The sequence below is a fragment of the Novosphingobium aeonii genome (genome assembly GCF_052279045.1).
Lineage (GTDB): Bacteria > Pseudomonadota > Alphaproteobacteria > Sphingomonadales > Sphingomonadaceae > Novosphingobium.
The window spans coordinates 2085310-2104973 of the sequence record NZ_CP176832.1; the positions used below are offsets into that span (position 1 = coordinate 2085310).

Below are 19664 nucleotides of genomic sequence, written 5' to 3' on the forward strand. Positions count from 1 at the left end.
GAGCGATGCCCTTTCATCCCGGCTTGCACCGGGCGGACTAAGCCGCCATTGAGCGTGCCATGTCCGAAGATACTCCCGTCGATCGCTTCAAGCTGGCCCTGACCGGCGCCTCGCGCGCCATCGCGCACGATGCCGAAGTCGAGGTCAACTGGACTGCCGACGCTCCCAGTTCCAGCGGCCAGACCTTTCGCGTGCCCATGCCGGGCCGCTCGATTCCGCGCGGGGCTGCCATGCAGGCGCGCGGTTATGCCGACAGCTTCGCGCTTCGGCTGCGCCATCACAACGACCGGCTGCACATGCGCAACGCCCCGTCCGATCCTTCGGCCCGGGCCTGTTACGATGCGGTCGAGGCCGTGCGTTACGAAGCGCTCGGCGCCAACAGTTACGAAGGGATGCGGGCCAATCTCGACGCTTCGCTGGAGGCGCGGATAGCCAGCGATCCGATTTCGCGCGCGGATAGCCCGGACGGCGTTCCGATCCCGACAGCGCTGGCGCTCCTGCTGCGCGAACGGCTCACCGGCCAGTCGGTGCCGGAAGCGGCGCAACTTGGCGTGGACATGGTGCGCCGCTGGATCGAATCGAAGGCCGGCGACGATTTCGAGGCTCTGGCCGATTCGATCGAAAACCAGAAGGCTTTCCAGAAGCTCTCGCTCGACATGCTGATGCATCTGGAGATGACCCAGGCCGAGCAGATCGAGCAGCCGCCCGAAGAGTCCGAGGACATGGACGGCGACGAGGAGACCGAGGAAGACGAGACCGGCGACGAAAGCGGGCAGGAACAGCAGCCTGCGGAAATGGCCGCCGAGCCTTCCGGCGGTCAGGACGAAGGCGAGAGCGAGGCCGAGGGCGATAACTCGGAAGACATGGACGACGGCGAGGAAGGCCAGGAGGGCGAGGAGGGCATGTTGCCCGTCCGGCCGAACCGGCCCTGGACCGATATCCCGGACAGCTTCGACTACCAGGTCTTCACCGAGGCCTATGACGAGGTGGTCGTCGCCTCCGAGCTTTGCGACGATGAGGAACTGACGCGCCTGCGCGCCTATCTCGACGCGCAGCTCAAGGGCCTGCAGGGCGTTGTCACGCGTCTTGCGAACCGCCTCCAGCGCCGCCTCATGGCGCAGCAGAACCGCTCGTGGGACTTCGATCAGGAAGAGGGCATGCTCGATGCCGCGCGGCTTGCCCGCGTGGTCGTCTCGCCCGGCCAGTCGCTCTCCTACAAGATCGAGCGCGACGTGGAGTTCAAGGATACCGTCGTCACCCTGCTGCTCGACAATTCCGGCTCGATGCGCGGTCGCCCTATCTCGATCGCGGCGATCAGTGCCGATGTAATGGCACGCACGCTGGAGCGCTGCGGCGTGAAGGTCGAGATTCTCGGCTTCACCACCCGCGCATGGAAGGGCGGGCAGAGCCGCGAGTCCTGGCTTGCGAGTGGCCGTCCCCAGCACCCGGGCCGCCTCAACGACCTGCGCCATATCATTTACAAGAAGGCGGATGAGCCGTGGCGCCGTGCGCGCAAGAACCTCGGCCTGATGATGCGCGAGGGCCTGCTCAAGGAAAACATCGACGGCGAGGCGCTGCTCTGGGCGCACAACCGCATGCTTGCCCGCCCTGAGGATCGGCGGATCATGATGGTGATCTCCGACGGTGCACCGGTGGACGATTCGACGCTTTCAGTGAACTCCGCAGGCTATCTGGAGGCGCATTTGCGCCGGGTGATCGAATGGATCGAGGCCAAGAGCCCGGTCCAGCTCGTCGCCATCGGCATCGGCCACGACGTGACGCGATACTACCGGCGCGCGGTGACGATCATGGACGCCGAGCAACTCGGCGGCACGATGATCGAGCAACTCGCGGGACTGTTCGAGGAAGAGTGATCATTTCCACAAGTCCGAGGAACCGCCGGGCGCATCGCTGATGGCTTGACTGCGCCCGGCTCCTGCCTAATTGCCCTGCGTCATGACCGAGACGCAAAGCCTGACGCTGTTCAACAGCCTGACCCGCCAGCTGGAGCCGTTCCAGCCCGTCCACGAAGGCGAGGCGCGGGTCTATACGTGCGGGCCGACGGTCTACAACTACCCCCACATCGGCAACATGCGTGCCTATGTCTTTGCAGACATTCTCGGCCGTACCCTGAGCCACAAGGGCTACAGGCTCACTCACGTCATCAACATCACCGATGTCGGCCATCTCACCGACGACGCCGACGCGGGCGAGGACAAGATGGAGAAGATGGCGCGGACCCAGGCCCAGTCCATCTGGGATATCGCCGCGCATTATACGCAGGCCTACTGGGCCGACATCGAGGCGCTGAACATCCGTCAGCCCGCCAAGTGGTCCATCGCGACAGATTACGTTCCGCAGATGATCGAATTTGCCGAAAAGATCGCGCCAAGGCACTGCTACGAACTGGAGAGCGGCCTCTATTTCGACGTTTCCACGGTCTCGGATTACGGCCACCTCGCGCGAGCCGTGACCGACGAGGGGGAGGGCCGTATCGAGGCCGTCGAGGGCAAGCGAAACGCCGCCGACTTCGCGATCTGGCGCAAGACGCCCGAGGGCGAGAAGCGGCAGATGGAATGGGATTCGCCGTGGGGCAAGGGCGCGCCGGGCTGGCACCTCGAATGCTCGGTGATGTCCGGCGACTTGCTGGGATTCCCGTTCGATATCCATACCGGCGGGATCGATCACCGCGAAATCCATCACCCCAACGAGATCGCGCAGAACCAGGCGTTCTGCTGCAAGCCCGATGATACTTGCGGCCTCGACGTTCCCGCAAATTCGGGCGCCCGGGTGTGGATGCACAACAATTTCCTCGTTGAGCGTTCAGGCAAGATGAGCAAGTCCTCGGGCGAGTTCCTGCGGCTGCAACTGCTGATCGACAAGGGCTACCACCCGCTGGGCTACCGCATGATGTGCCTTCAGGCGCATTACCGGTCGGAGCTCGAATTCTCGTGGGAAGGCCTTGCCGCCGCGTTGGTGCGCCTCAAGCGCATGATCATCGTGGCCGAACGCCTGGGCGAGGTGGAGGCAGGGGACGCCAATCACCCGAAGCTCGCGCCCATGCTCGAAACGTTCGAGAAGGCGATCGGCGAGGATCTCAACACCGCCGTCGCGTTGACGGCGCTGGAAGATGTGCTCGCCGCCAAGAAGGTGGACCCCTCCGCCAAGCGGGCGGCGATAGAGGCGATGGATTCGGTGCTGGGGCTCGATCTGTTCGGGACGGGCCGTGCCGACTTGCGTATTCGTCCAAAGGCTGCGGCAATCACCGAGGCCGAAATCGAGGATGTGCTCGCTCGCCGTAAACAGGCGCGCGCGGAGAAGGACTTTGCGAGTTCCGATGCCCTTCGCGACGAACTCTCGGCGAAGGGTGTCGAGGTGATGGACGGCGATCCGCTCGGCTGGGAATGGAAGCTCGGCTGAGCGCGTGAGCGGGGCGGGACTGCACTTGCGTTAACCGGGGCATTGGGGGGCTTGCCATTCCATCCGGCTGTCCCGATCAAACGATAAGGGCTTTTAATCGGCCATTTATCGGAGTTCGCCATGACCGTCGCCGTGATCAACGCCCAGTCGCGCCCGCTTCTGGACGGCCGCCTGCCTGATGGCGTGCAGCCGCTCTGGTTCGACAGCGACAGCCAGCTTCTGGAGCTTGCGCCGCAGGCGCAAGTGGCGTGGCTCGATCCGGTCGCGCCTGCTGTCGTGGCGGAATTCATCGAGGCTGCCGAAAGGTTGGCCTGGTACACGGCTCTTTCTTCGGGCGTGGACTGGCTCCCGCTCCGGGTTCTGAGCGAGCGCGGCATCCGGCTTACCAATGGTTCGGGAATTCATGCCCAGTCCGTCGCCGAATATGCCCTTATGGGCATGCTCACGGTGGCGAAGGGCTGGCGCGAAGTGGTGAGGGCGCAGGACCGGCATGAATGGCTGATGGAACCGCCCGGCAAGCGCGAACTGCTTGGCTCGAAGGTGCTGGTGGTCGGATCGGGAGAGATCGGCGGCCGTATCGGCGAGATGCTGCGTGTCTTCGGGGCGGAAGTCACCGGGGTCCGGCGCCGGCCGGGGGCGGGCGAGCTGGGCTCCGACGAGTGGCGGGCCGAGCTTGGCCGGTTCGACTGGGTGATTGCCGTGGTCCCTTCCACACCGGAAACCTTGCGCATGTTCGGCGAGGCCGAGTTTGCGGCGATGAAGCCGGGGGCCGTCTTCCTCAATTTCGCGCGCGGAACGGTGATCGAGCAGGATGCCTTGCTTGCTTCCATCGACTCGGGCCATCTGGGCGGAGCGTTCCTCGACGTTACCGAGCCCGAGCCGCTTCCCGCAGACCATGCGCTGTGGTCGCGTGCAAATATCCATATATCGATGCATCTTTCCGGCCGCGCGCAGGATGCATTGTTCGAGCGCGGATCGGCGCGTTTTCTCGGCAATCTTCAACACTTCGTTCGCGGTGAGCCGCTCGAACACCTGGTCGATCTGTCGAACGGCTATTGAAGCGCCGGCATGAGCGCCATTGAATTGTGCGCCACATTTCCCGAGACATGTGCAAACGGTTTGAGGGAAGGTGCACATGGCAGAGAGCGACAAGCGCAAGGCGTCCGATCTATTCATCGAATGTCTTGAGGCGGAAGGCGTCGAATATATCTTCGGCGTTCCGGGCGAGGAGAACCTCGATTTCCTCGATTCGCTCTCACGGTCGCGGAAGATCAAACTGATCCTCACGCGTCACGAGCAGGGCGCGGGCTTCATGGCGGCGACTTACGGCCGCCATACCGGCAAGGCGGGGGTATGCCTTTCGACCCTCGGCCCGGGGGCAACGAATTTTGTCACCGCTGCCGCCTATGCGACGCTGGGCGGAATGCCGATGCTGATGATTACGGGCCAGAAGCCGATCAAGAAGTCCAAGCAGGGTCGGTTCCAGATCCTCGATGTCGTCTCGATGATGCAGCCGATCACCAAGTACGCGCACCAGATGGCAAGTTCGGACAATATCCCGAGCCGCGTGCGTGAGGCATTCCGCATCGCCGAGGAGGAAAAGCCCGGCGCGACCCATGTCGAACTGCCGGAAGACATTGCCGACGAGTACACCGATTCGCGCCCCATCCTGCGCTCGACGGTGCGCCGGCCAACCGCCGATGTGAAATCGATCGCACAGGCGGTGGCAGCGCTGGAGAAGGCCAAGCGGCCGGTGCTGGTGATCGGAGCGGGCGCCAACCGCAAGATGACCAGCAAGATGCTGGGTGAGTTCGTCGAGAAGACCGGCATTCCCTTCCTCACGACCCAACTCGGCAAGGGCGTGATCGACGAGCGCCATCCCCGTTTCCTCGGTTGCGCGGCGCTGTCGTCGGGGGACTTCGTTCACCGTGCGATCGAGGATGCCGACTGCATCGTCAACATCGGCCATGACGTGATCGAGAAGCCGCCGTTCTTCATGCATAACGACGGTACGCGGGATGACCGCGTGGTTATTCACATCTCGACCAAGACCGCCGAGGTTGACCCCGTCTACTTCCCGCATGTCGAGGTGATCGGCGATATTGCCAACGCCATGTGGCAGATCAAGGAAGCGATCACGCCCTCTGCCAGATGGAATTTCGAAGCCATGCTCGGCTATCGCAAGGCCGAGGTCGAGCATACCGACCGACTGGCGGCTGACGAACGCTTTCCGATCTTCCCGCCTCATCTCGTTCAGCAGGTGCGTGAAGCACTGCCTGATGATGCGATCGTCTGTCTCGACAATGGGGTCTACAAGCTCTGGTTCGCTCGTGGTTATTGCGCCTGCAAGCCGAACACCGTGTTGCTGGACAACGCGCTTGCATCGATGGGGGCAGGGCTGCCTTCGGCCATGGCAAGCGCGATGGTCTATCCGAATCGGAAGATTTTCGCCGTCTGCGGCGATGGCGGCTTCATGATGAATAGCCAGGAGATGGAGACGGCGGTGCGGCTTGGTCTCAATCTCACCGTTCTGATCCTGAACGACAACGCTTTCGGAATGATCCGCTGGAAGCAGGCCAACATGGGCTTTGCCGACTTTGGTCTGACCTATGGCAACCCGGACTTCGTGAAGTATGCCGAAAGCTATGGCGCGAACGGCTACCGAGTTGAAAGCGCCGCGCATCTCAAGGAATTGCTGGCTCATTGCCGGGATACGCCCGGTGTCCACCTGATAGATTGCCCGGTCGATTATTCGGAAAACGACCGGATCCTCAATATCGAGATCAAGGACCTTTCGGCAGCGCTTTGATAATATGAAAAAGGCAGGGTTTTACCCCTGCCTTTTTCATTTCAGCCTTTCGGCGATCTCAGAAATCCTCAAGCAGCAGCAGTTCCAGTTCCACCGTCATGCGTGCAGGCGGCCCGGCTTCGTGCGCGACTTCACCGAGCGCTGCATCGGCGACGAGTTGTCGAGGAATGGTGAATTCGTGTTCGGGCAGGGCTTCGATAAGGTTCTCGCCAGCGGTGATGGCGGCATCGCCGGTAAAGGCCAGAGCGATGGTGTGGCGCGAGCCTGAGAATGTGGCACTGCTCCAGGGGCGCTCGGCATGGCGCAGGAATTCCACTTCCGGCCCTGCCAGCTTCAGCACTGCCGATAGCAGCGGAAGCCAGGGACCGCGTGCGGCGCCGCCCATGGCTTCCCGAGCGGATGCGTGCGCCGAGGCCAGCATCGAGCGGTCATGGGCGAGATTAACGTGCATGGGTGCTCTCCAGGTAGTTCGTCATGAATAGTTCGATCCGCGCCGCCGTTCCGGCGCGGGGCGTACGGCCATTGCGGAGATCGCCGACAAATCGCGGATCATGGGCGGCGAGCCGTCCGAATCTGGTCCAGGCCATGTCTGTCAGGCGCAGGAAGCGTTCGATCTGGCGAATAAGCATCGGGATGAGAGGCTCCGTTCGATGGGCTTGCGTTCTCTTTATGTTCCATCTATTTCCTACTTGTCTAGGAAATTTCCTCTTGTTATGGATTACATTATGGAAAGCCCTGAAGTCCGCTCCCGTCTGCTTGAACTGGCCGAGGCTCGCGGTGCTAGCTTGTCCAGTCTTTCACGCATGATCGGCAAAAATCAGAGCTATCTTCAGCAATTTATCAAGAAGGGCAGCCCTCGCAAACTGGAGGAGGAGGACCGTGGCCTGCTGGCGCGGTACTTCGGGGTGGACGAGGCTGAGCTGGGTAAAGCGAAAGAAAAATACGCCGAAGTCGCGGGAAATGTCTCCGGTGGGGATTGGGTGGAAGTTCCGCGCCTTTCAGTGGGCGCCTCCGCCGGGCCCGGCGCTTTGCCGGATGGCGAGGATGTATTCGGGGCGATTCGGTTTTCGTCCCGATGGTTGCGATCGATGGGGCTGCGCCCGGACATGCTTTCCGCAATCGCGGTCAGCGGCGATTCGATGGAGCCGACCTTGCGTGACGGAGACGAGATTCTCGTGGACCGTGACTGGCGGCCGCTGCGTGACGGTATCCACGTCGTTCGTCTGGATGATTCCGTATTGGTGAAGCGCCTGGCTGCGGGGCGAGGCGGACGTATCACCTTGTTGAGCGACAATTCCGCCTATCGCCCGCTCGAATGTGGGCTTGAGGATATCCAAGTGATCGGCCGCGTCGTGTGGAAGGGCGGGCGCATCTAGCGGCTGTCGGTGACGGTTGCATTGGCCGGGGCTTGCGGCCATTTCCGCAGGCATGACCGATATTCAGGAGCAGCCGATGCGCGTCGGCATCATTCCCGTTACCCCGCTTCAGCAGAATTGTTCGCTGATCTGGTGCACGAAGACCATGCGCGGCGCATTCGTGGATCCCGGCGGTGACCTGCCCAAGCTGCGGCAGGCGTTGGAGAAAACGGGCGTTACTCTGGAAAAGATCCTCGTGACTCATGGTCATCTGGACCATTGCGGCATGGCCGGCATCTTCGCCAGGGAGATGGGCGTGCCGATCGAGGGGCCGCACGAAGAAGACCGATTCTGGATTGCCCAGCTCAATGACGATGGCCCTCGCTGGAACATGGAGGCGCAGACTTTCGAGCCGAATCGATGGCTCGAGGATGGCGATAAGGTAACGGTGGGAGACCTTGAGCTCGATGTCGTCCATTGCCCGGGGCATACGCCGGGCCATGTCGTCTTCCATCATGAGCCCAGCAAGTTCGCCATGGTGGGGGACGTGCTGTTCCAGGGCGGAATTGGCCGCTGGGACTTCCCGCGGGGCAATCTGGCGGATCTCGTCGATTCGATAACCCGGAAGCTCTGGCCGCTGGGTGACGATGTCACGTTCGTTCCCGGTCACGGCCCGATCAGCACGTTCGGGGATGAGCGGCGGACGAATCCCTATGTCGGGGATGCTGCGCTGGAGCGGGGGCTTCCGGGCTGAAGCGGCCGGGCTTTGGTGCTTTTGAGAGGGGCGGCGTCCATGCGCCGCCCCTTTTTGATTCTCAGAACCGTCCCAGCGCGATCAGCAGCGCCATGACCGACAGCCCGAGCAGCGTCAGCACTGTAATGATAACGCCGCCTGCCCGCAGCAGGTTGGGCTTGCCGATGTCCATTCCAAGAGCGTGTGCCACACGGCCCAGCATGAAGATCGAGCCGGCGATCGCCAGCCAGGGGCCGGCCTTGCCCGTCATCTCGATCGCGGCGACGAGGATCAGCAGGAAGGGAGTGCTTTCCACGAAATTCAGCTGCGCGCGCATGCGGCGGCCCAGGCGTTCGTGACCGCCGTCGCCGAAGAGCACCTTTTCGCGCATGCGCAATTGTCCGATCCGCACTATATGCCAGAAGGTGATGACACCGGCGGCGGCCGCAAGGCACAGTGTGGTCTGCAGAATCATTGGTGCAATTTCCTCTTTGTCGATTTCGCGTTCATGCGGCGGGGCGGAACGGGTTGCAACTCGTGTGAAATCGGTTATAGGCGCGCCTTCGCAAGCCGCCGGTCCGCGAACACGGTTTCCGGCGGCCTTTTTGACATTCAATTCCAGGAACAGGTGCCGAAATGGCTGTCCCTAAAAGAAAAACGTCCCCGTCTCGCCGGGGCATGCGCCGCAGCCACGATGCTCTGCAGGTTGAAGCGTTCCACGAATGCCCCAACTGCGGTGAGCTGAAGCGCCCGCACAACCTCTGCAACGCTTGCGGCCACTACAATGGTCGTGAAATCGTCGCGGTTGAAGTCTAAGATTACGACGATTCCCGGAGAGTGCCCATGAGTCTGCCGCGTATCGCGATCGATGCGATGGGCGGCGACGAGGGCGTGCGCGTCATGATTGAGGGCGCTGCGCTCGCGCGCCGTCGTCATGATCGTTTCAAGTTCCTGCTGGTCGGTGATGAGCCGCGGATCAAGGCCGCGCTCGAAAATCATCCGAATCTCAGGGCTTCTTCCGAGATTCTGCATACCGAAGGCGTTATCAGCGGTGAGGATAAGCCCAGTCAGGCCTTGCGCCGGGCCAAGGGCACCTCGATGGGACGCGCGATCGAGGCGGTGAAGGCGGGTGACGCCGGAGCCGCCGTCAGCGCCGGCAACACCGGCGCGCTGATGGCGATTTCCAAGCTGACCTTGCGGACCATGCCCGGAATCGATCGCCCGGCGCTTGCAGCCCTGCTGCCGACGCTTGGGGACAACGATCTCGTCATGCTCGATCTCGGCGCCAATGCCGAGTGCGATGCCCGCAACCTCGTGCAGTTCGCGATCATGGGCGCTGCCTATGCCCGCGTCGCCACGGGGCGCGAGCAGCCGCGCGTGCGTCTTCTGAACATCGGTTCGGAAGAAACCAAGGGCACTGACATGCTGCGCGAAGCGGCGGCGACCCTCAAGAAAGCGGCTGGCGACCTGTCGATGTCTTTCGACGGGTTCACCGAAGCGGACAAGCTCGGCAGCGGTTCGATGGATGTCGTCGTAACCGATGGGTTCTCGGGCAACATTGCCCTGAAGGCGGTCGAGGGTACGGCGCGATTCGTGGCGGACCTGCTGCGGCGCGGATTTACCAGTTCGCTCCGCTCCAAGATCGGTTTCCTGATCTCGAAGCCTGCTACCGAGCTGCTCAAGCACCACCTCGATCCCAATAACCATAATGGCGCGGTCTTCCTGGGCCTCAACGGTATTGTCGTGAAGAGCCATGGCGGCGCGAATGCCGCGGGCGTCGCAAATGCCGTGGCGGTGACCGCGCGGCTCCTGGAGGAAAACGTGACCGAGCGGATATCCGCCGACCTTGCCCGCGTGGGCGGGGCGTCCCTGCGCAAGTCGCGTGTCCAGGAAGAGAGTGCCTGATGATTCGTTCGGTTCTGGTCGGTACGGGTTCCGCCCTGCCGCGCCGCTCGGTCAGCAACGCGGAACTTGCCGAACAGGTTGATACGAGCGACGAGTGGATCGTCGAGCGTACCGGCATTTCCAACCGGCACATCGCCGCGCCCGACGAGACCACGTCGAGCCTGGCAACGGATGCCGCACGCAAGGCGATTGAGGCTGCCGGGATCGACGCCTCCTCGATCGACCTGATCGTGCTCGCCACGGCAACACCCGACCAGACTTTTCCGGCAACGGCTACCATCGTTCAAAGCAACCTCGGTTGCCGGGGCGGAATCGCTTTTGACGTGGCAGCGGTGTGCTCTGGATTCCTTTACGCCGTGGGCGTTGCCGATTCGATGTTGCGCTCCGGCATGGCCAAGCGTGCGCTGGTAATCGGTTCGGAAACGTTCAGCCGCATCCTCGATTGGGAAGATCGCACCACTTGTGTCCTGTTCGGAGATGGTGCGGGAGCAATCATCCTCGAAGCGCAGGAGCAGGACGGTGATGCGCCGCGCGGCGTTCTTGCCACGCGTCTTCATGCTGACGGTGCGCACAACCAACTCCTTTATGTCGACGGCGGTCCGTCAACCACGGGGACGGTCGGCAAGCTGCGCATGAAAGGCCGCGAGGTCTTTCGTCATGCGGTGGTCAATCTGGCTGAGGTCCTTAAAGAAGTCCTTGAAGAAGTTGGTCTTTCTTCAAACGATATCGATTGGCTCGTGCCCCATCAGGCCAATGCGCGCATTCTGGAAGCCACCGCCAGGAAGCTTGATCTTCCACGTGAGAAGGTCGTCATGACGGTGGGGCAGCATGCCAATACCTCGGCAGCTTCGGTCCCGTTGGCGCTGGATCAGGCGGTTCGCGACGGACGAATTGTGCAGGGCGACCTGGTCGTTCTGGAGGCGATGGGCGGCGGTTTCACCTGGGGCGCCAGCCTGATCCGGATGTGAATTTGCTCCGGTATGGGGGAGTGCCCGCAATTGCTGCGTGCGGCATTGCTTTTCCCGCATTTTTTCATATTATCTTCGTGGGGGTTTGTCGCACGGAGGGGATGCGGGACTGATGCGTTCCACGGACACACTGACGAGGGCGGAGATCGCTGAAGCCATCCACAGGAAGCTCGGACTGTCCAGGTCCGAGTCGCTTGCGATGGTCGAAGCGATATTGCAACACATGTCGGAGGCCCTCGCCGAGGGCGAAAACGTTAAGATTTCCGGGTTCGGAACGTTCCTCTTGCGCGATAAGGGCGAGCGGATCGGACGTAATCCGAAAACCGGGGTCGAAGTGCCTATCACGCCGCGCCGGGTCATGACTTTCCGGGCAAGCCAGATGCTGAAGGACCGCATTACTGGCTGATTGCGGCCAGGAATGCGGAGATTTTAGCCATGGCAGCAAGTGAAGCGGGCGGCGAAACCGGTTCCGGTTTCGACCCTTTTGGCTTTGACGATGGCAAGGCGCCTGATGCGCTGCGCACGATCGGCGAGGTGACCAAGGCGTTGGGCATCCGGCAACATGTCCTGCGCTACTGGGAAGAGCAGTTTCCGTCGCTTCAACCCATCAAGCGCAGTGGCAATCGTCGCTATTATCGGCGCGAGGACGTCGTGCTGATCGCGGCGATCGACCGGCTGGTCAATCGTGAGGGTTATACCTTGCGCGGCGCCCGGATGGCGCTTGAAGAGCAGCCGGCCACGGTCTTGGCCACGGCGTCCATTTCGGTCGGCGTCGACCCTTCTACGAATCCGAAGCCTGTAGAAGCTATCGACGCTTTCGAAAAAGCGCTGCAGCAAATTCGCGAGCGATTGGCCCAGGCCCTCGTCGAGGTGTGAGGCGGGCTTGCCCGCTATTCAGAATTGAATGTCCGGTCCCAGTTCGGGGTCTAGATCCCGGGGACGGGTCAGGTGGGCGAGGCGCCCGATGCCTTCGCGGATCTGGTCCCAGGAATCGATGTCCAGTTCCAACACCGCATATGCAGCGGTGGGAAACTTTTCTTCGACCACATCGCGCATCGGACTGCTGCCGTCATCCGGCACGAGGTCGAAGATCAGATCTTCCAGTCCGGGGTTGTGGCCAACGAGCATGATCGAACGCGGGTCACCCGTCTGTTCGCGCAGCAAGTCTATCAGCGTTGCCGAACTTGCAAGGTAGATGCGGCGGTCCCAGGTGATGGGCGGCATTTCACCTGCAGCTTCGCCTGCGAGTTCGATCGTCTGCGTGACGCGGACGGCAGGCGATGCGAGGACGCGCTTCCAGCCTATCGCATGATCCCGGATGTGCAATCCCATCAAGGCAGCGCCTTTTCGTCCGCGCTTGTTGAGCGGGCGATCGAAATCCCGCAGGCGGGCGTCGTGCCAGTCGGACTTGGCATGTCTGAAGATTCCGAGAGTTTTCATCGAGTAGTTCGGTTCACACTAGTTCGGGGTCAAACGGAAGGTCGGGCCGCATCGCTCTGCTTTTCGCTTTCTCCTGAAACATTCCAGGCGACGCGATGCAAGGCTTCCTCCAGCGAAATTCGAAGCACCGGCGTTCCTTCAGGGAAAGCGCTCAGCAATCGCGAGGGGAAGGCAGAGGAGAGGACGACAAAATGCCCGCGATCGCCGCGACTGCGGATCAGGCGTCCAAAAGCCTGCGCCAGTTTTGCGCGGATCAGACTGTCATCATAGGCGGAGCCGCCGCCGGCAACGCGCCGGGCACGGTGCAGGATGGTGGGGCGCGGCCAGGGCACTTGCTCCATCACCACCAGTCGCAGCGATTCGCCCGGCACGTCCACGCCGTCGCGCAAGGCATCGGTGCCAAGCAGGGATGCGGCCGGATCGTCGCGGAAGATATCCACCAGCGTGCCGGTGTCGATGGGGTCGACGTGCTGCGCATAGAGAGGCAGGCCCGCGCGGGCGAGCCGGTCGGCAATGCGGCCATGGACGGCGCGTAAACGGCGAATGGCCGTGAACAGGCCGAGCGCGCCTCCACCTGCCGCTTCGATCAGCCGCGCGTATGCGCCGGCGAGCGCGGGAATATCGCCGCGAGGCACATCGTTGACGATGAGGACTTCGGCCTGTGCAGCATAGTCGAAGGGGCTGAGATGTTCCGAAAGCTTCGGGGCAACTTCGATATGACGGACGCCCGAGCGCGCGATGGCCTTATCCCAGTTCTCGCCGTCACGCAGGGTTGCCGAGGTCATCACGACGCCGTGTGCCGGTTCGAGAACGACGCTGGCGAAAGGCTTCATCGGATCGAGCCAATGACGGTGGATGCCGACATCGTATTCGCGCGCTTCCGAACGATCGAGTGCCAGCCAGTCCACGAATTCGGGATCGGCGGGGCCGGCGAGTCTGCCGAGCATCGCTTCCCAGGCCAGAAGGATATCCACACGCCAGCCGAGCGATTGCCGGGCTCCTTCGATGCGCGCTCGGCCGGGACCATCAAGCCAGTCGGGCCCATCTTCCATCAGCGCTTCCAGCCTGAGGCCGAGACGGACGAGAGGTTGACGCAGTTCGCCCAGGGCCTCGCGCGCGGCTTCCGCGATCTCGACGAAGGCGCCGTCCAGTCCGGCCGCCTCGGTTTCGAGTCCGTAGCCGGCTTCCTGTCCGCCGCTCTCGTCGCGGGCGTAGACGGTTGCGCGCACGGCAGCGAGCAGTTCTTCGATCGGGCCGGAGGGCGCGCCTTCGGTGAGGCGCTGCATCCAGCCATCGCCGGGAAGCGCTTCGGCCGCGGCGCGGGCGGCGTTGATCGCCTTTGCGCCAGCTTCGTCATAGCTGGCGACATCGGCGAGCCGGGCGGAGAGGCCGCGCCGTCGTCCCCGCGAGGCTTTTTCCGGCCCGATTACCCAGCGGCGAAGTTCGATCGCCTCGGCGCCGGTGAGCGCGGCGGCGAAAGTGGAATCGGCGGCGTCGAAGACATGATGGCCTTCGTCGAAGACGATCCGGGTCGGCCGGGCAGCGTGGTCGCGGCCGCGCGCGGCGTTGATCATGACGAGTGCATGATTGCCGATCACGAGGTCGGCCCCGGCGCTGGCCCGTGCGGCACGCTCGATGAAGCACTTCCGGTAGTGCGGGCAGCCGGCATAGACGCATTCGCCGCGCCGGTCGGTGAGGGCTGTGATGCCGCGTTGACGGAACAGGGTACCGAGCCAGCCCGGCAGGTCTCCGCCGATCATGTCGCCGTCCTGTGTATAGGCGGCCCAGCGCGCGACGAGTTGCGCCATGATTGCCGCGCGCCCGGCGAAGCCGCCCTGCAGGGCATCCTCGAGATTGAGCAGGCAGAGATAGTTCTCACGGCCCTTGCGAACGACGACGGGCTGGCTGCCGTCCGCGCGCCGTTCCGGCCATGCGCGGCGGCTCTCCTTGCGGAGCTGGCGTTGCAGTGCCTTGGTGTACGTGGAAACCCAAGTGGTGCCGCCGGACAATTCGCTCCATAGCGAAGAGGGGGCCAGATAGCCGAGCGTCTTGCCGATTCCGGTACCTGCCTGCGCGAGCAGGACGTGCGGGCGTCCGGAGGATTGGCGCGGGGCAAATGCAGCCGCGGCTTCTGCGGCATAGGCCTGCTGGGTGGGGCGCTGCTCCGCGCCGCTGCCCGTCAGCCGCGCAAGGCGTTGAAGTACTTCATCTTTTTCCAGCGTAATCTGCCGGGGTTGTGGAAGTTCGGGGCTTTCTTCCCATTCGGGCAGGCGCGTGAACAGCCAGCGTTCGGCGCGTTCGGGACGAGCGATGCGCGATTCCAGCAGATTCGACCATGGCCAGCGCATGCGGACGAGCGATTGTAGCGACGTCCATGCCCCTTCCCGTTCGGGCCAGGTCGGGCTTTCGCAAATGGCGAGCAGGGCGCCGGCGGCTTCCTGAAGCAGGCGCGGGACGTCGGCATCGTCTTTCGGGATTTCGAGATCGAGCGCCTGGCCGAGACCCTTGGGCGTCGGCACGACGAAACGCGCAGGATGCACGAAGGCGTAGAGTTCGAGCAGGTCGAGGCCGGACAGGTCGGGATAGCCCAGTCGCGTGGCGACCAGGGGAGCGTTGAGGATCAGCAGCGGCGTGTCTGCCGCCGCCATCACCGATTCGCCCTTCGAGACAGGCCGGGTGTTGCCGGATCCGTCGCGAAGCCACGAGCCGCCGTGGCTGGCATGGAGTGCGGGAAGGGGCAGGGCGGCCATGCCGCTCGTCTTAGGCAAGCTGCGGACAAAAGGGAAACCTTGCGAAGCCGGCTATCGTCGAAAACCGCAGTGTCGGAACAAAAAATACATCAAGATACATTTTAGGCTCTTGCGAATTTCCCTTTAAGATATATTTTGAGGCCATCATGAATTGGAAAGAAATCGAAATGAGAGATATGCATTCTCACAAGCGCGGCAGGGGCCGCGATCATGGCCATGGCATCGAGCGTGGTGAGGGCCGTTGCGGCCGTCGCGGGCATCACCGCGAGCACTATTCTTCGGACGAGTTTGCACCGCGCGGCATGCGTGGCCGCGGCGGGTTCGGAATGGGCCGAGGGCCCGATGGCGACAGCTTTGGCGAAGGTTTCGGCGGCGGATTTCCCGGCGGACGGGGACGCGGGCGTGGCGGCCGTGGCGAAGGCTTTGGCGGATTTGGCGGTGGTTTCGGCGGCGGATTTGGAGGGGGTCCGGGTGGCGGACGCCGCAAACGGTTGTTCGATCAGGCCGAACTCCAGATCCTGCTGCTAGCCTTGATCGCCGAGACGCCGCGCCATGGCTATGACCTGATCCGCGAGATCGAAGGGCTGTCGGGTGGAGATTATGCGCCCAGTCCGGGCGTCGTTTACCCTGCGCTCACTTACATGGAGGAATCCGGGCTGATCGCGCCGGCTAGCGGTGAAACCTCCCGCAAGTCCTATGAAGCAACCGAGCAGGGCAAGGCCCAGGCAGAAGCGGATGCCGATAAGGCGGTTGCATTGAAGGCACGGCTTTCGGCTCTTGCCGAAGCGCGCGAGAAGGTTGATCCCGCTCCGGTGCGCCGGGCGATGCATGCGCTGAAAATCGCGATGTTCGACCGGCTCTCGAAAGATGGCGCCAATCGGGATGTCATCCTGCAGATCGCAGATGCACTCGACGAGGCCACTCGCAAGATCGAAAGGATCGAGGGATGAACAGCATCGCTACCCGTGTCGCGACCGAAAGCGGTGGCAAATACGTCCGTCAGCTTTGCAAGCACTGGAGCCACAAGCTCCAGACCGAAGTGGATGGTGATACCGGAACCGTGACCTTTCCTTCCGCCGTGGCCGTCATGGCTGCGGACGAGGGCGGTATCGCGATCACCATTACCGGTGAGAAGCGCGAGGATGTAGAGGGCCTGACCGACGTGGTCGCGCGCCACATCGATCGCTTTGCTTTCCGTGAGGCCCCGCTCGCTTACGACTGGCAGTGGCAGGAAGCCTGAGTTATCCCGTTATCCCGGACCTGATCTTCCATTGCCGACGATTGGAGATGCTTCGCTGCGAGCGATGAGTCTCTTTGAGAGCGGCCTTCGATCAGGTTCGGGATGAGGGCACTTTCGAAGGCGAGGCGCATGCCTTCTTGCTTGCGAAATGCGCGCTTTTCGCCAAAGAGCGCTGCCATGACTGAAAACGCCCTGATTGAAGCCGCACGCGTGTCCAAGGCCTGGCCCTTCCAGGAGGCCCAGAAGCTCCTCAAGCGTTATCCGAACGGCAAACCCGGCGATGCGCCGATGCTGTTCGAGACCGGCTACGGTCCGTCGGGCCTTCCGCATATCGGCACTTTCCAGGAAGTCCTGCGTACTACGCTCGTCCGCCGTGCCTACGAAGCGCTGACGGGCGGAGCGCCGACCCGTCTTGTCGCCTTTTCGGACGACATGGACGGCCTTCGCAAGGTCCCCGACAATATCCCGAACGGGGAAGTGCTTGCCGCCAACCTCGGCAAGCCGCTCAGCCGCATACCCGATCCATTCGGCACGCACGAAAGCTTCGCGCATTACAACAACGCGATGCTGCGCGACTTCCTCGATCGCTTCGGCTTCGATTACGAGTTCGTCTCGGCCAGCGATCGCTACAATTCCGGCGAGTTCGACGCAGCGCTGACGCGCGTGCTCGAGTGCAACCAGGCGATCCTCGATGTCATGCTGCCGACGCTGCGCGAGGAGCGCCGCAAGACTTATTCGCCGGTGCTGCCGGTTTCGCCCACCAGTGGTGTTGTGCTCCAGGTCCCGGTCGAAGTGCTCGATTCCGCCACCGGCCTGATCCGTTTTACGGACGAGGATGGCACCGTCGTCGAGCAGTCCGTATTCGGAGGAAAGGCCAAGCTCCAGTGGAAGGTCGACTGGGCCATGCGTTGGTATGCGCTCGGCGTCGATTACGAGATGTGCGGCAAGGACTTGACCGACTCGGTGACCCAGTCCGGCAAGATTGTGCAGATTCTGGGCGGTCGTAAGCCGGAAGGGCTGATCTACGAGCTGTTCCTCGACGAGAATGGCGAGAAGATTTCGAAGTCGAAGGGCAACGGTCTCACCATCGAGCAGTGGCTGACTTATGGCACGGAGGAGTCGCTGGGCTTCTACCTGTTCCGTGAGCCCAAGAGCGCCAAGCAACTTCATGTCGGGGTGATCCCCAAGGCTGTCGACGAGTATTGGCAGTTCCGCGGCAATCTCGCCGGTCAGGCGCTCGACAAGCAACTCGGCAATCCCGTGTGGCACCTGCTGCGCGCGAACGGCGAAGATGAAGGTGCTGGCGACACTGTGCCGGTGACGTTCTCGTTGCTGCTCAACCTCGTCGGGGTTCTCGGCGCGGAGGCGACTGCAGAGCAGGTCTGGTCCTATCTCGGTAACTATGTCGCCGATGCCACGCCCGAGGCGCACCCGGAACTGGGGGAGATGGTCCGCGCCGCGCTCGCCACCAATCGTGACTTCATTGCACCTACCCTGAAGCGCCGTGCGCCGACTGCGAACGAGGCCGAAGCGCTGAAGGTGCTGGACGCCGAACTGGAGAAGGCCGGCTCGGAAGCGACCGCAGAAGCGCTTCAGAACGTGGTCTACGAGATCGGCAAGAACGAGACCTATCAGTTCGAGACGCTGCGTGACTGGTTCAAGGCGCTTTACGAAACGCTGCTCGGTTCTTCGCAGGGGCCGCGCATGGGCAGCTTCATTGCCCTTTACGGCGTGCCTGAAACGCGCAAACTGATCGCGGAGGCCCTTTCGGCCGCTGGCTGAACGGAAAGATCGGGGCCTGAATGCACAAGAACCCCAAGACGCCCGAGGAACTCGCCGAAGAGCTGCTCGGGCGTCGGTTCGATGATCTCGACAGGGAGGACCGGGAGGTCCTCAACCGCATTGCGACCGGCAGTATCGTTGGCCCCAATGCCGATGAGCTGGCCGCGCTTCATGCAACCCGCGCGGACCGGCTGGCCGACCGGGTGGCGGCGGTCGGCGGAAGCTGGGGCTTCATCATCGCTTTCGGCGTGGTGCTGTTCGGCTGGATGCTGCTGAACAGCACGATCCTTCAGGCGATCGGAATCAAGCCCTTCGACGCCTACCCCTACATTTTCCTGAACCTGATGCTTTCGATGCTGGCCGCCATCCAGGCGCCTGTCATCATGATGAGTCAGAACCGGCAGGCCGACAAGGATCGGATCACCGCGCGGCACGACTATGAGGTCAATCTGCGCACGCAGCTTGAGATCATCCGGCTGCACCGGCGTTTCGATCATCTCATGGAGTATCTGGAGGCTCGCCGCTCGGCCGAAGACGGCGAGGAGTGTTAGGTCTTTAACTCATGACCCGGTGCCATCGCGTTCAGGACCAGTAACGCGCGCGGAACCACTTCGTGACGACATACTTTACGCCGCGCACCACGGGCCGCGCGGCATGCATGGTCAGGGGGTTGGGAGTACCGTCAGGCAGGGCATTGTTCCAGATCAGGAGCGTTCCCGCGATCGGTTGAACCTTGAGGCCGAGGTGGACGAAGTCCGTCATCCCGCCTTCGTCCACGGTGTTGAGATAGATCATCGCCGTCCAGCTTCGCTGTCCGCCATTACGCTTTTCGCGCGGCCAGTAGGGCGCGCTCGTGTCGAACCAGTCCCAATGCTCGTGGTAGAACTCGCCTCGATTGTAGCGCTGACCCTGCGCGGATTCGCCGCAGGCGCTATCGATCCCGGTGAGTTCGCTCAGTTTTGTGTCGAGTGCGCGGACGATAAGGTCGTTCGGATCGATGTCGCCCGAAAAACTCGTGCGGTAGCCTTCCCAATCCTTTTCTTCGGCCAGGCGGGATGGGCAGGCGACAGCGTCTATCAGGCCGATGAGATGGGAGCAGTGCACCGGCGAGAGGAATTGCTCGGCCGTGTAGATTTCCGCCCCTTCCACCGGAACGCGCCTTATCGCCGGGCTCTCGGACAATCGCCCGCGCACGCTGCTGCCTATCCTCGTCAGGGTTTCGCTGTCCGGATGGATGGTTTTCTGCATGAAGGCAGGCAGAC

21 protein-coding genes are annotated in these 19664 nt (G+C 62.7%); 15 read left to right on the plus strand and 6 right to left on the minus strand.

Annotated elements, in window-relative coordinates:
- Positions 1-59 precede the first annotated feature (59 nt).
- The 4 genes from cobT to ACLIMP_RS10205 all read left to right on the plus strand — a co-directional run bounded on the left by cobT (position 60) and on the right by ACLIMP_RS10205 (position 6229).
- A complete protein-coding gene (gene cobT, locus ACLIMP_RS10190) occupies positions 60-1874 on the plus strand; it encodes a cobaltochelatase subunit CobT (RefSeq protein WP_324694852.1) in 1815 nt (604 codons plus the stop codon).
- Between the two features lie 82 nt (positions 1875-1956).
- Positions 1957-3420, plus strand: a complete 1464-nt coding sequence (cysS, locus tag ACLIMP_RS10195; protein ID WP_324694854.1) for a cysteine--tRNA ligase — start codon at positions 1957-1959, stop codon at positions 3418-3420.
- 120 nt (positions 3421-3540) lie between these two features.
- Positions 3541-4479, plus strand: coding sequence for a D-2-hydroxyacid dehydrogenase (locus ACLIMP_RS10200; RefSeq protein ID WP_324694856.1), 939 nt, complete (start codon positions 3541-3543; stop codon positions 4477-4479).
- A 76-nt stretch (positions 4480-4555) separates the two neighbouring features.
- The gene (locus ACLIMP_RS10205) at positions 4556-6229 is read left to right on the plus strand and encodes an acetolactate synthase large subunit (RefSeq protein WP_324694858.1); all 1674 of its coding nucleotides are present in this window, start codon (positions 4556-4558) and stop codon (positions 6227-6229) included.
- 58 nt (positions 6230-6287) lie between these two features.
- On the opposite strand, the gene ACLIMP_RS10210 is transcribed toward ACLIMP_RS10205, so the two are convergent.
- Both ACLIMP_RS10210 and ACLIMP_RS10215 read right to left on the minus strand, forming a co-directional pair.
- Complete coding sequence (locus ACLIMP_RS10210) at positions 6288-6680, minus strand: hypothetical protein (RefSeq protein ID WP_292636672.1); 393 nt, start codon at positions 6678-6680, stop codon at positions 6288-6290.
- Positions 6670-6858 (minus strand): hypothetical protein, encoded by a 189-nt coding sequence (locus ACLIMP_RS10215; protein ID WP_054441636.1) that lies wholly within the window; start codon positions 6856-6858, stop codon positions 6670-6672. Before ACLIMP_RS10215 ends, ACLIMP_RS10210 begins: the two co-directional genes overlap by 11 nt.
- Positions 6859-6942: 84 nt before the next feature.
- On the opposite strand from ACLIMP_RS10215, the gene ACLIMP_RS10220 reads away from it, so the two are divergent.
- Complete coding sequence (locus ACLIMP_RS10220) at positions 6943-7605, plus strand: LexA family transcriptional regulator (RefSeq protein WP_324694860.1); 663 nt, start codon at positions 6943-6945, stop codon at positions 7603-7605.
- Between the two features lie 76 nt (positions 7606-7681).
- On the plus strand, positions 7682-8338 hold the full coding sequence (locus tag ACLIMP_RS10225; RefSeq protein WP_443477822.1) for an MBL fold metallo-hydrolase: 657 nt from the start codon (positions 7682-7684) through the stop codon (positions 8336-8338).
- Between the two features lie 61 nt (positions 8339-8399).
- On the opposite strand, the gene ACLIMP_RS10230 is transcribed toward ACLIMP_RS10225, so the two are convergent.
- Positions 8400-8792, minus strand: coding sequence for an MAPEG family protein (locus ACLIMP_RS10230; protein ID WP_185997507.1), 393 nt, complete (start codon positions 8790-8792; stop codon positions 8400-8402).
- Positions 8793-8953: 161 nt separating this feature from the next.
- Between ACLIMP_RS10230 and rpmF the strand changes: the two genes are divergently transcribed.
- From rpmF to ACLIMP_RS10255, 5 genes are all read left to right on the plus strand, one after another.
- Positions 8954-9133, plus strand: coding sequence for a 50S ribosomal protein L32 (gene rpmF, locus ACLIMP_RS10235; protein WP_082370565.1), 180 nt, complete (start codon positions 8954-8956; stop codon positions 9131-9133).
- 27 nt (positions 9134-9160) lie between these two features.
- Positions 9161-10222: a phosphate acyltransferase PlsX gene (gene plsX / locus ACLIMP_RS10240; protein WP_054441641.1), complete on the plus strand. Its 1062-nt coding sequence runs from the start codon at positions 9161-9163 to the stop codon at positions 10220-10222.
- A complete protein-coding gene (locus tag ACLIMP_RS10245; RefSeq protein WP_324694866.1) occupies positions 10222-11190 on the plus strand; it encodes a beta-ketoacyl-ACP synthase III in 969 nt (322 codons plus the stop codon). Before plsX ends, ACLIMP_RS10245 begins: the two co-directional genes overlap by 1 nt.
- A 112-nt stretch (positions 11191-11302) precedes the next feature.
- Positions 11303-11596: an integration host factor subunit alpha gene (locus tag ACLIMP_RS10250; protein ID WP_054441643.1), complete on the plus strand. Its 294-nt coding sequence runs from the start codon at positions 11303-11305 to the stop codon at positions 11594-11596.
- A 29-nt stretch (positions 11597-11625) separates the two neighbouring features.
- Positions 11626-12066, plus strand: a complete 441-nt coding sequence (locus tag ACLIMP_RS10255; RefSeq protein WP_324694869.1) for a MerR family transcriptional regulator — start codon at positions 11626-11628, stop codon at positions 12064-12066.
- 18 nt (positions 12067-12084) lie between these two features.
- Here the strand turns inward: ACLIMP_RS10255 and ACLIMP_RS10260 are convergent, their stop codons facing one another.
- Positions 12085-12630, minus strand: coding sequence for a SixA phosphatase family protein (locus ACLIMP_RS10260; RefSeq protein WP_324694871.1), 546 nt, complete (start codon positions 12628-12630; stop codon positions 12085-12087).
- Between the two features lie 29 nt (positions 12631-12659).
- Entirely contained in the window at positions 12660-15380 is a 2721-nt protein-coding gene (locus ACLIMP_RS10265; protein ID WP_324694873.1) for an ATP-dependent DNA helicase, read from the minus strand.
- Positions 15381-15547: 167 nt separating this feature from the next.
- On the opposite strand from ACLIMP_RS10265, the gene ACLIMP_RS10270 reads away from it, so the two are divergent.
- From ACLIMP_RS10270 to ACLIMP_RS10285, 4 genes are all read left to right on the plus strand, one after another.
- Positions 15548-16330, plus strand: coding sequence for a PadR family transcriptional regulator (locus ACLIMP_RS10270; protein ID WP_443477823.1), 783 nt, complete (start codon positions 15548-15550; stop codon positions 16328-16330).
- A complete protein-coding gene (locus ACLIMP_RS10275; RefSeq protein WP_054441652.1) occupies positions 16327-16620 on the plus strand; it encodes a DUF2218 domain-containing protein in 294 nt (97 codons plus the stop codon). Before ACLIMP_RS10270 ends, ACLIMP_RS10275 begins: the two co-directional genes overlap by 4 nt.
- 177 nt (positions 16621-16797) lie before the next feature.
- Positions 16798-18402 (plus strand): lysine--tRNA ligase, encoded by a 1605-nt coding sequence (locus ACLIMP_RS10280; RefSeq protein ID WP_324694877.1) that lies wholly within the window; start codon positions 16798-16800, stop codon positions 18400-18402.
- A gap of 20 nt (positions 18403-18422) precedes the next feature.
- Positions 18423-18953 (plus strand): DUF1003 domain-containing protein, encoded by a 531-nt coding sequence (locus ACLIMP_RS10285; protein WP_324694879.1) that lies wholly within the window; start codon positions 18423-18425, stop codon positions 18951-18953.
- A gap of 31 nt (positions 18954-18984) precedes the next feature.
- Here ACLIMP_RS10285 and ACLIMP_RS10290 read toward each other — a convergent pair whose 3' ends face one another.
- On the minus strand, positions 18985-19650 hold the full coding sequence (locus ACLIMP_RS10290; RefSeq protein WP_324694881.1) for a 2OG-Fe(II) oxygenase: 666 nt from the start codon (positions 19648-19650) through the stop codon (positions 18985-18987).
- Between the last annotated feature and the right edge of the window lie 14 nt (positions 19651-19664).

Bases quoted from the DNA above. Each gene is read 5' to 3' on its own strand.
- cobT (WP_324694852.1), top strand. From the start codon at position 60: ATGTCCGAAGATACTCCCGTCGATCGCTTCAAGCTGGCCCTGACCGGC.
- rpmF (WP_082370565.1), top strand. From the start codon at position 8,954: ATGGCTGTCCCTAAAAGAAAAACGTCCCCGTCTCGCCGGGGCATGCGC.
- ACLIMP_RS10290 (WP_324694881.1), bottom strand. From the start codon at position 19,650: ATGCAGAAAACCATCCATCCGGACAGCGAAACCCTGACGAGGATAGGC.
- ACLIMP_RS10205 (WP_324694858.1), top strand. From the start codon at position 4,556: ATGGCAGAGAGCGACAAGCGCAAGGCGTCCGATCTATTCATCGAATGT.
- ACLIMP_RS10280 (WP_324694877.1), top strand. From the start codon at position 16,798: ATGACTGAAAACGCCCTGATTGAAGCCGCACGCGTGTCCAAGGCCTGG.
- cysS (WP_324694854.1), top strand. From the start codon at position 1,957: ATGACCGAGACGCAAAGCCTGACGCTGTTCAACAGCCTGACCCGCCAG.
- ACLIMP_RS10220 (WP_324694860.1), top strand. From the start codon at position 6,943: ATGGATTACATTATGGAAAGCCCTGAAGTCCGCTCCCGTCTGCTTGAA.
- ACLIMP_RS10275 (WP_054441652.1), top strand. From the start codon at position 16,327: ATGAACAGCATCGCTACCCGTGTCGCGACCGAAAGCGGTGGCAAATAC.
- ACLIMP_RS10210 (WP_292636672.1), bottom strand. From the start codon at position 6,680: ATGCACGTTAATCTCGCCCATGACCGCTCGATGCTGGCCTCGGCGCAC.
- ACLIMP_RS10200 (WP_324694856.1), top strand. From the start codon at position 3,541: ATGACCGTCGCCGTGATCAACGCCCAGTCGCGCCCGCTTCTGGACGGC.
- plsX (WP_054441641.1), top strand. From the start codon at position 9,161: ATGAGTCTGCCGCGTATCGCGATCGATGCGATGGGCGGCGACGAGGGC.
- ACLIMP_RS10250 (WP_054441643.1), top strand. From the start codon at position 11,303: ATGCGTTCCACGGACACACTGACGAGGGCGGAGATCGCTGAAGCCATC.
- ACLIMP_RS10285 (WP_324694879.1), top strand. From the start codon at position 18,423: ATGCACAAGAACCCCAAGACGCCCGAGGAACTCGCCGAAGAGCTGCTC.
- ACLIMP_RS10245 (WP_324694866.1), top strand. From the start codon at position 10,222: ATGATTCGTTCGGTTCTGGTCGGTACGGGTTCCGCCCTGCCGCGCCGC.
- ACLIMP_RS10230 (WP_185997507.1), bottom strand. From the start codon at position 8,792: ATGATTCTGCAGACCACACTGTGCCTTGCGGCCGCCGCCGGTGTCATC.
- ACLIMP_RS10270 (WP_443477823.1), top strand. From the start codon at position 15,548: ATGAGAGATATGCATTCTCACAAGCGCGGCAGGGGCCGCGATCATGGC.
- ACLIMP_RS10260 (WP_324694871.1), bottom strand. From the start codon at position 12,630: ATGAAAACTCTCGGAATCTTCAGACATGCCAAGTCCGACTGGCACGAC.
- ACLIMP_RS10265 (WP_324694873.1), bottom strand. From the start codon at position 15,380: ATGGCCGCCCTGCCCCTTCCCGCACTCCATGCCAGCCACGGCGGCTCG.
- ACLIMP_RS10215 (WP_054441636.1), bottom strand. From the start codon at position 6,858: ATGCTTATTCGCCAGATCGAACGCTTCCTGCGCCTGACAGACATGGCC.
- ACLIMP_RS10225 (WP_443477822.1), top strand. From the start codon at position 7,682: ATGCGCGTCGGCATCATTCCCGTTACCCCGCTTCAGCAGAATTGTTCG.
- ACLIMP_RS10255 (WP_324694869.1), top strand. From the start codon at position 11,626: ATGGCAGCAAGTGAAGCGGGCGGCGAAACCGGTTCCGGTTTCGACCCT.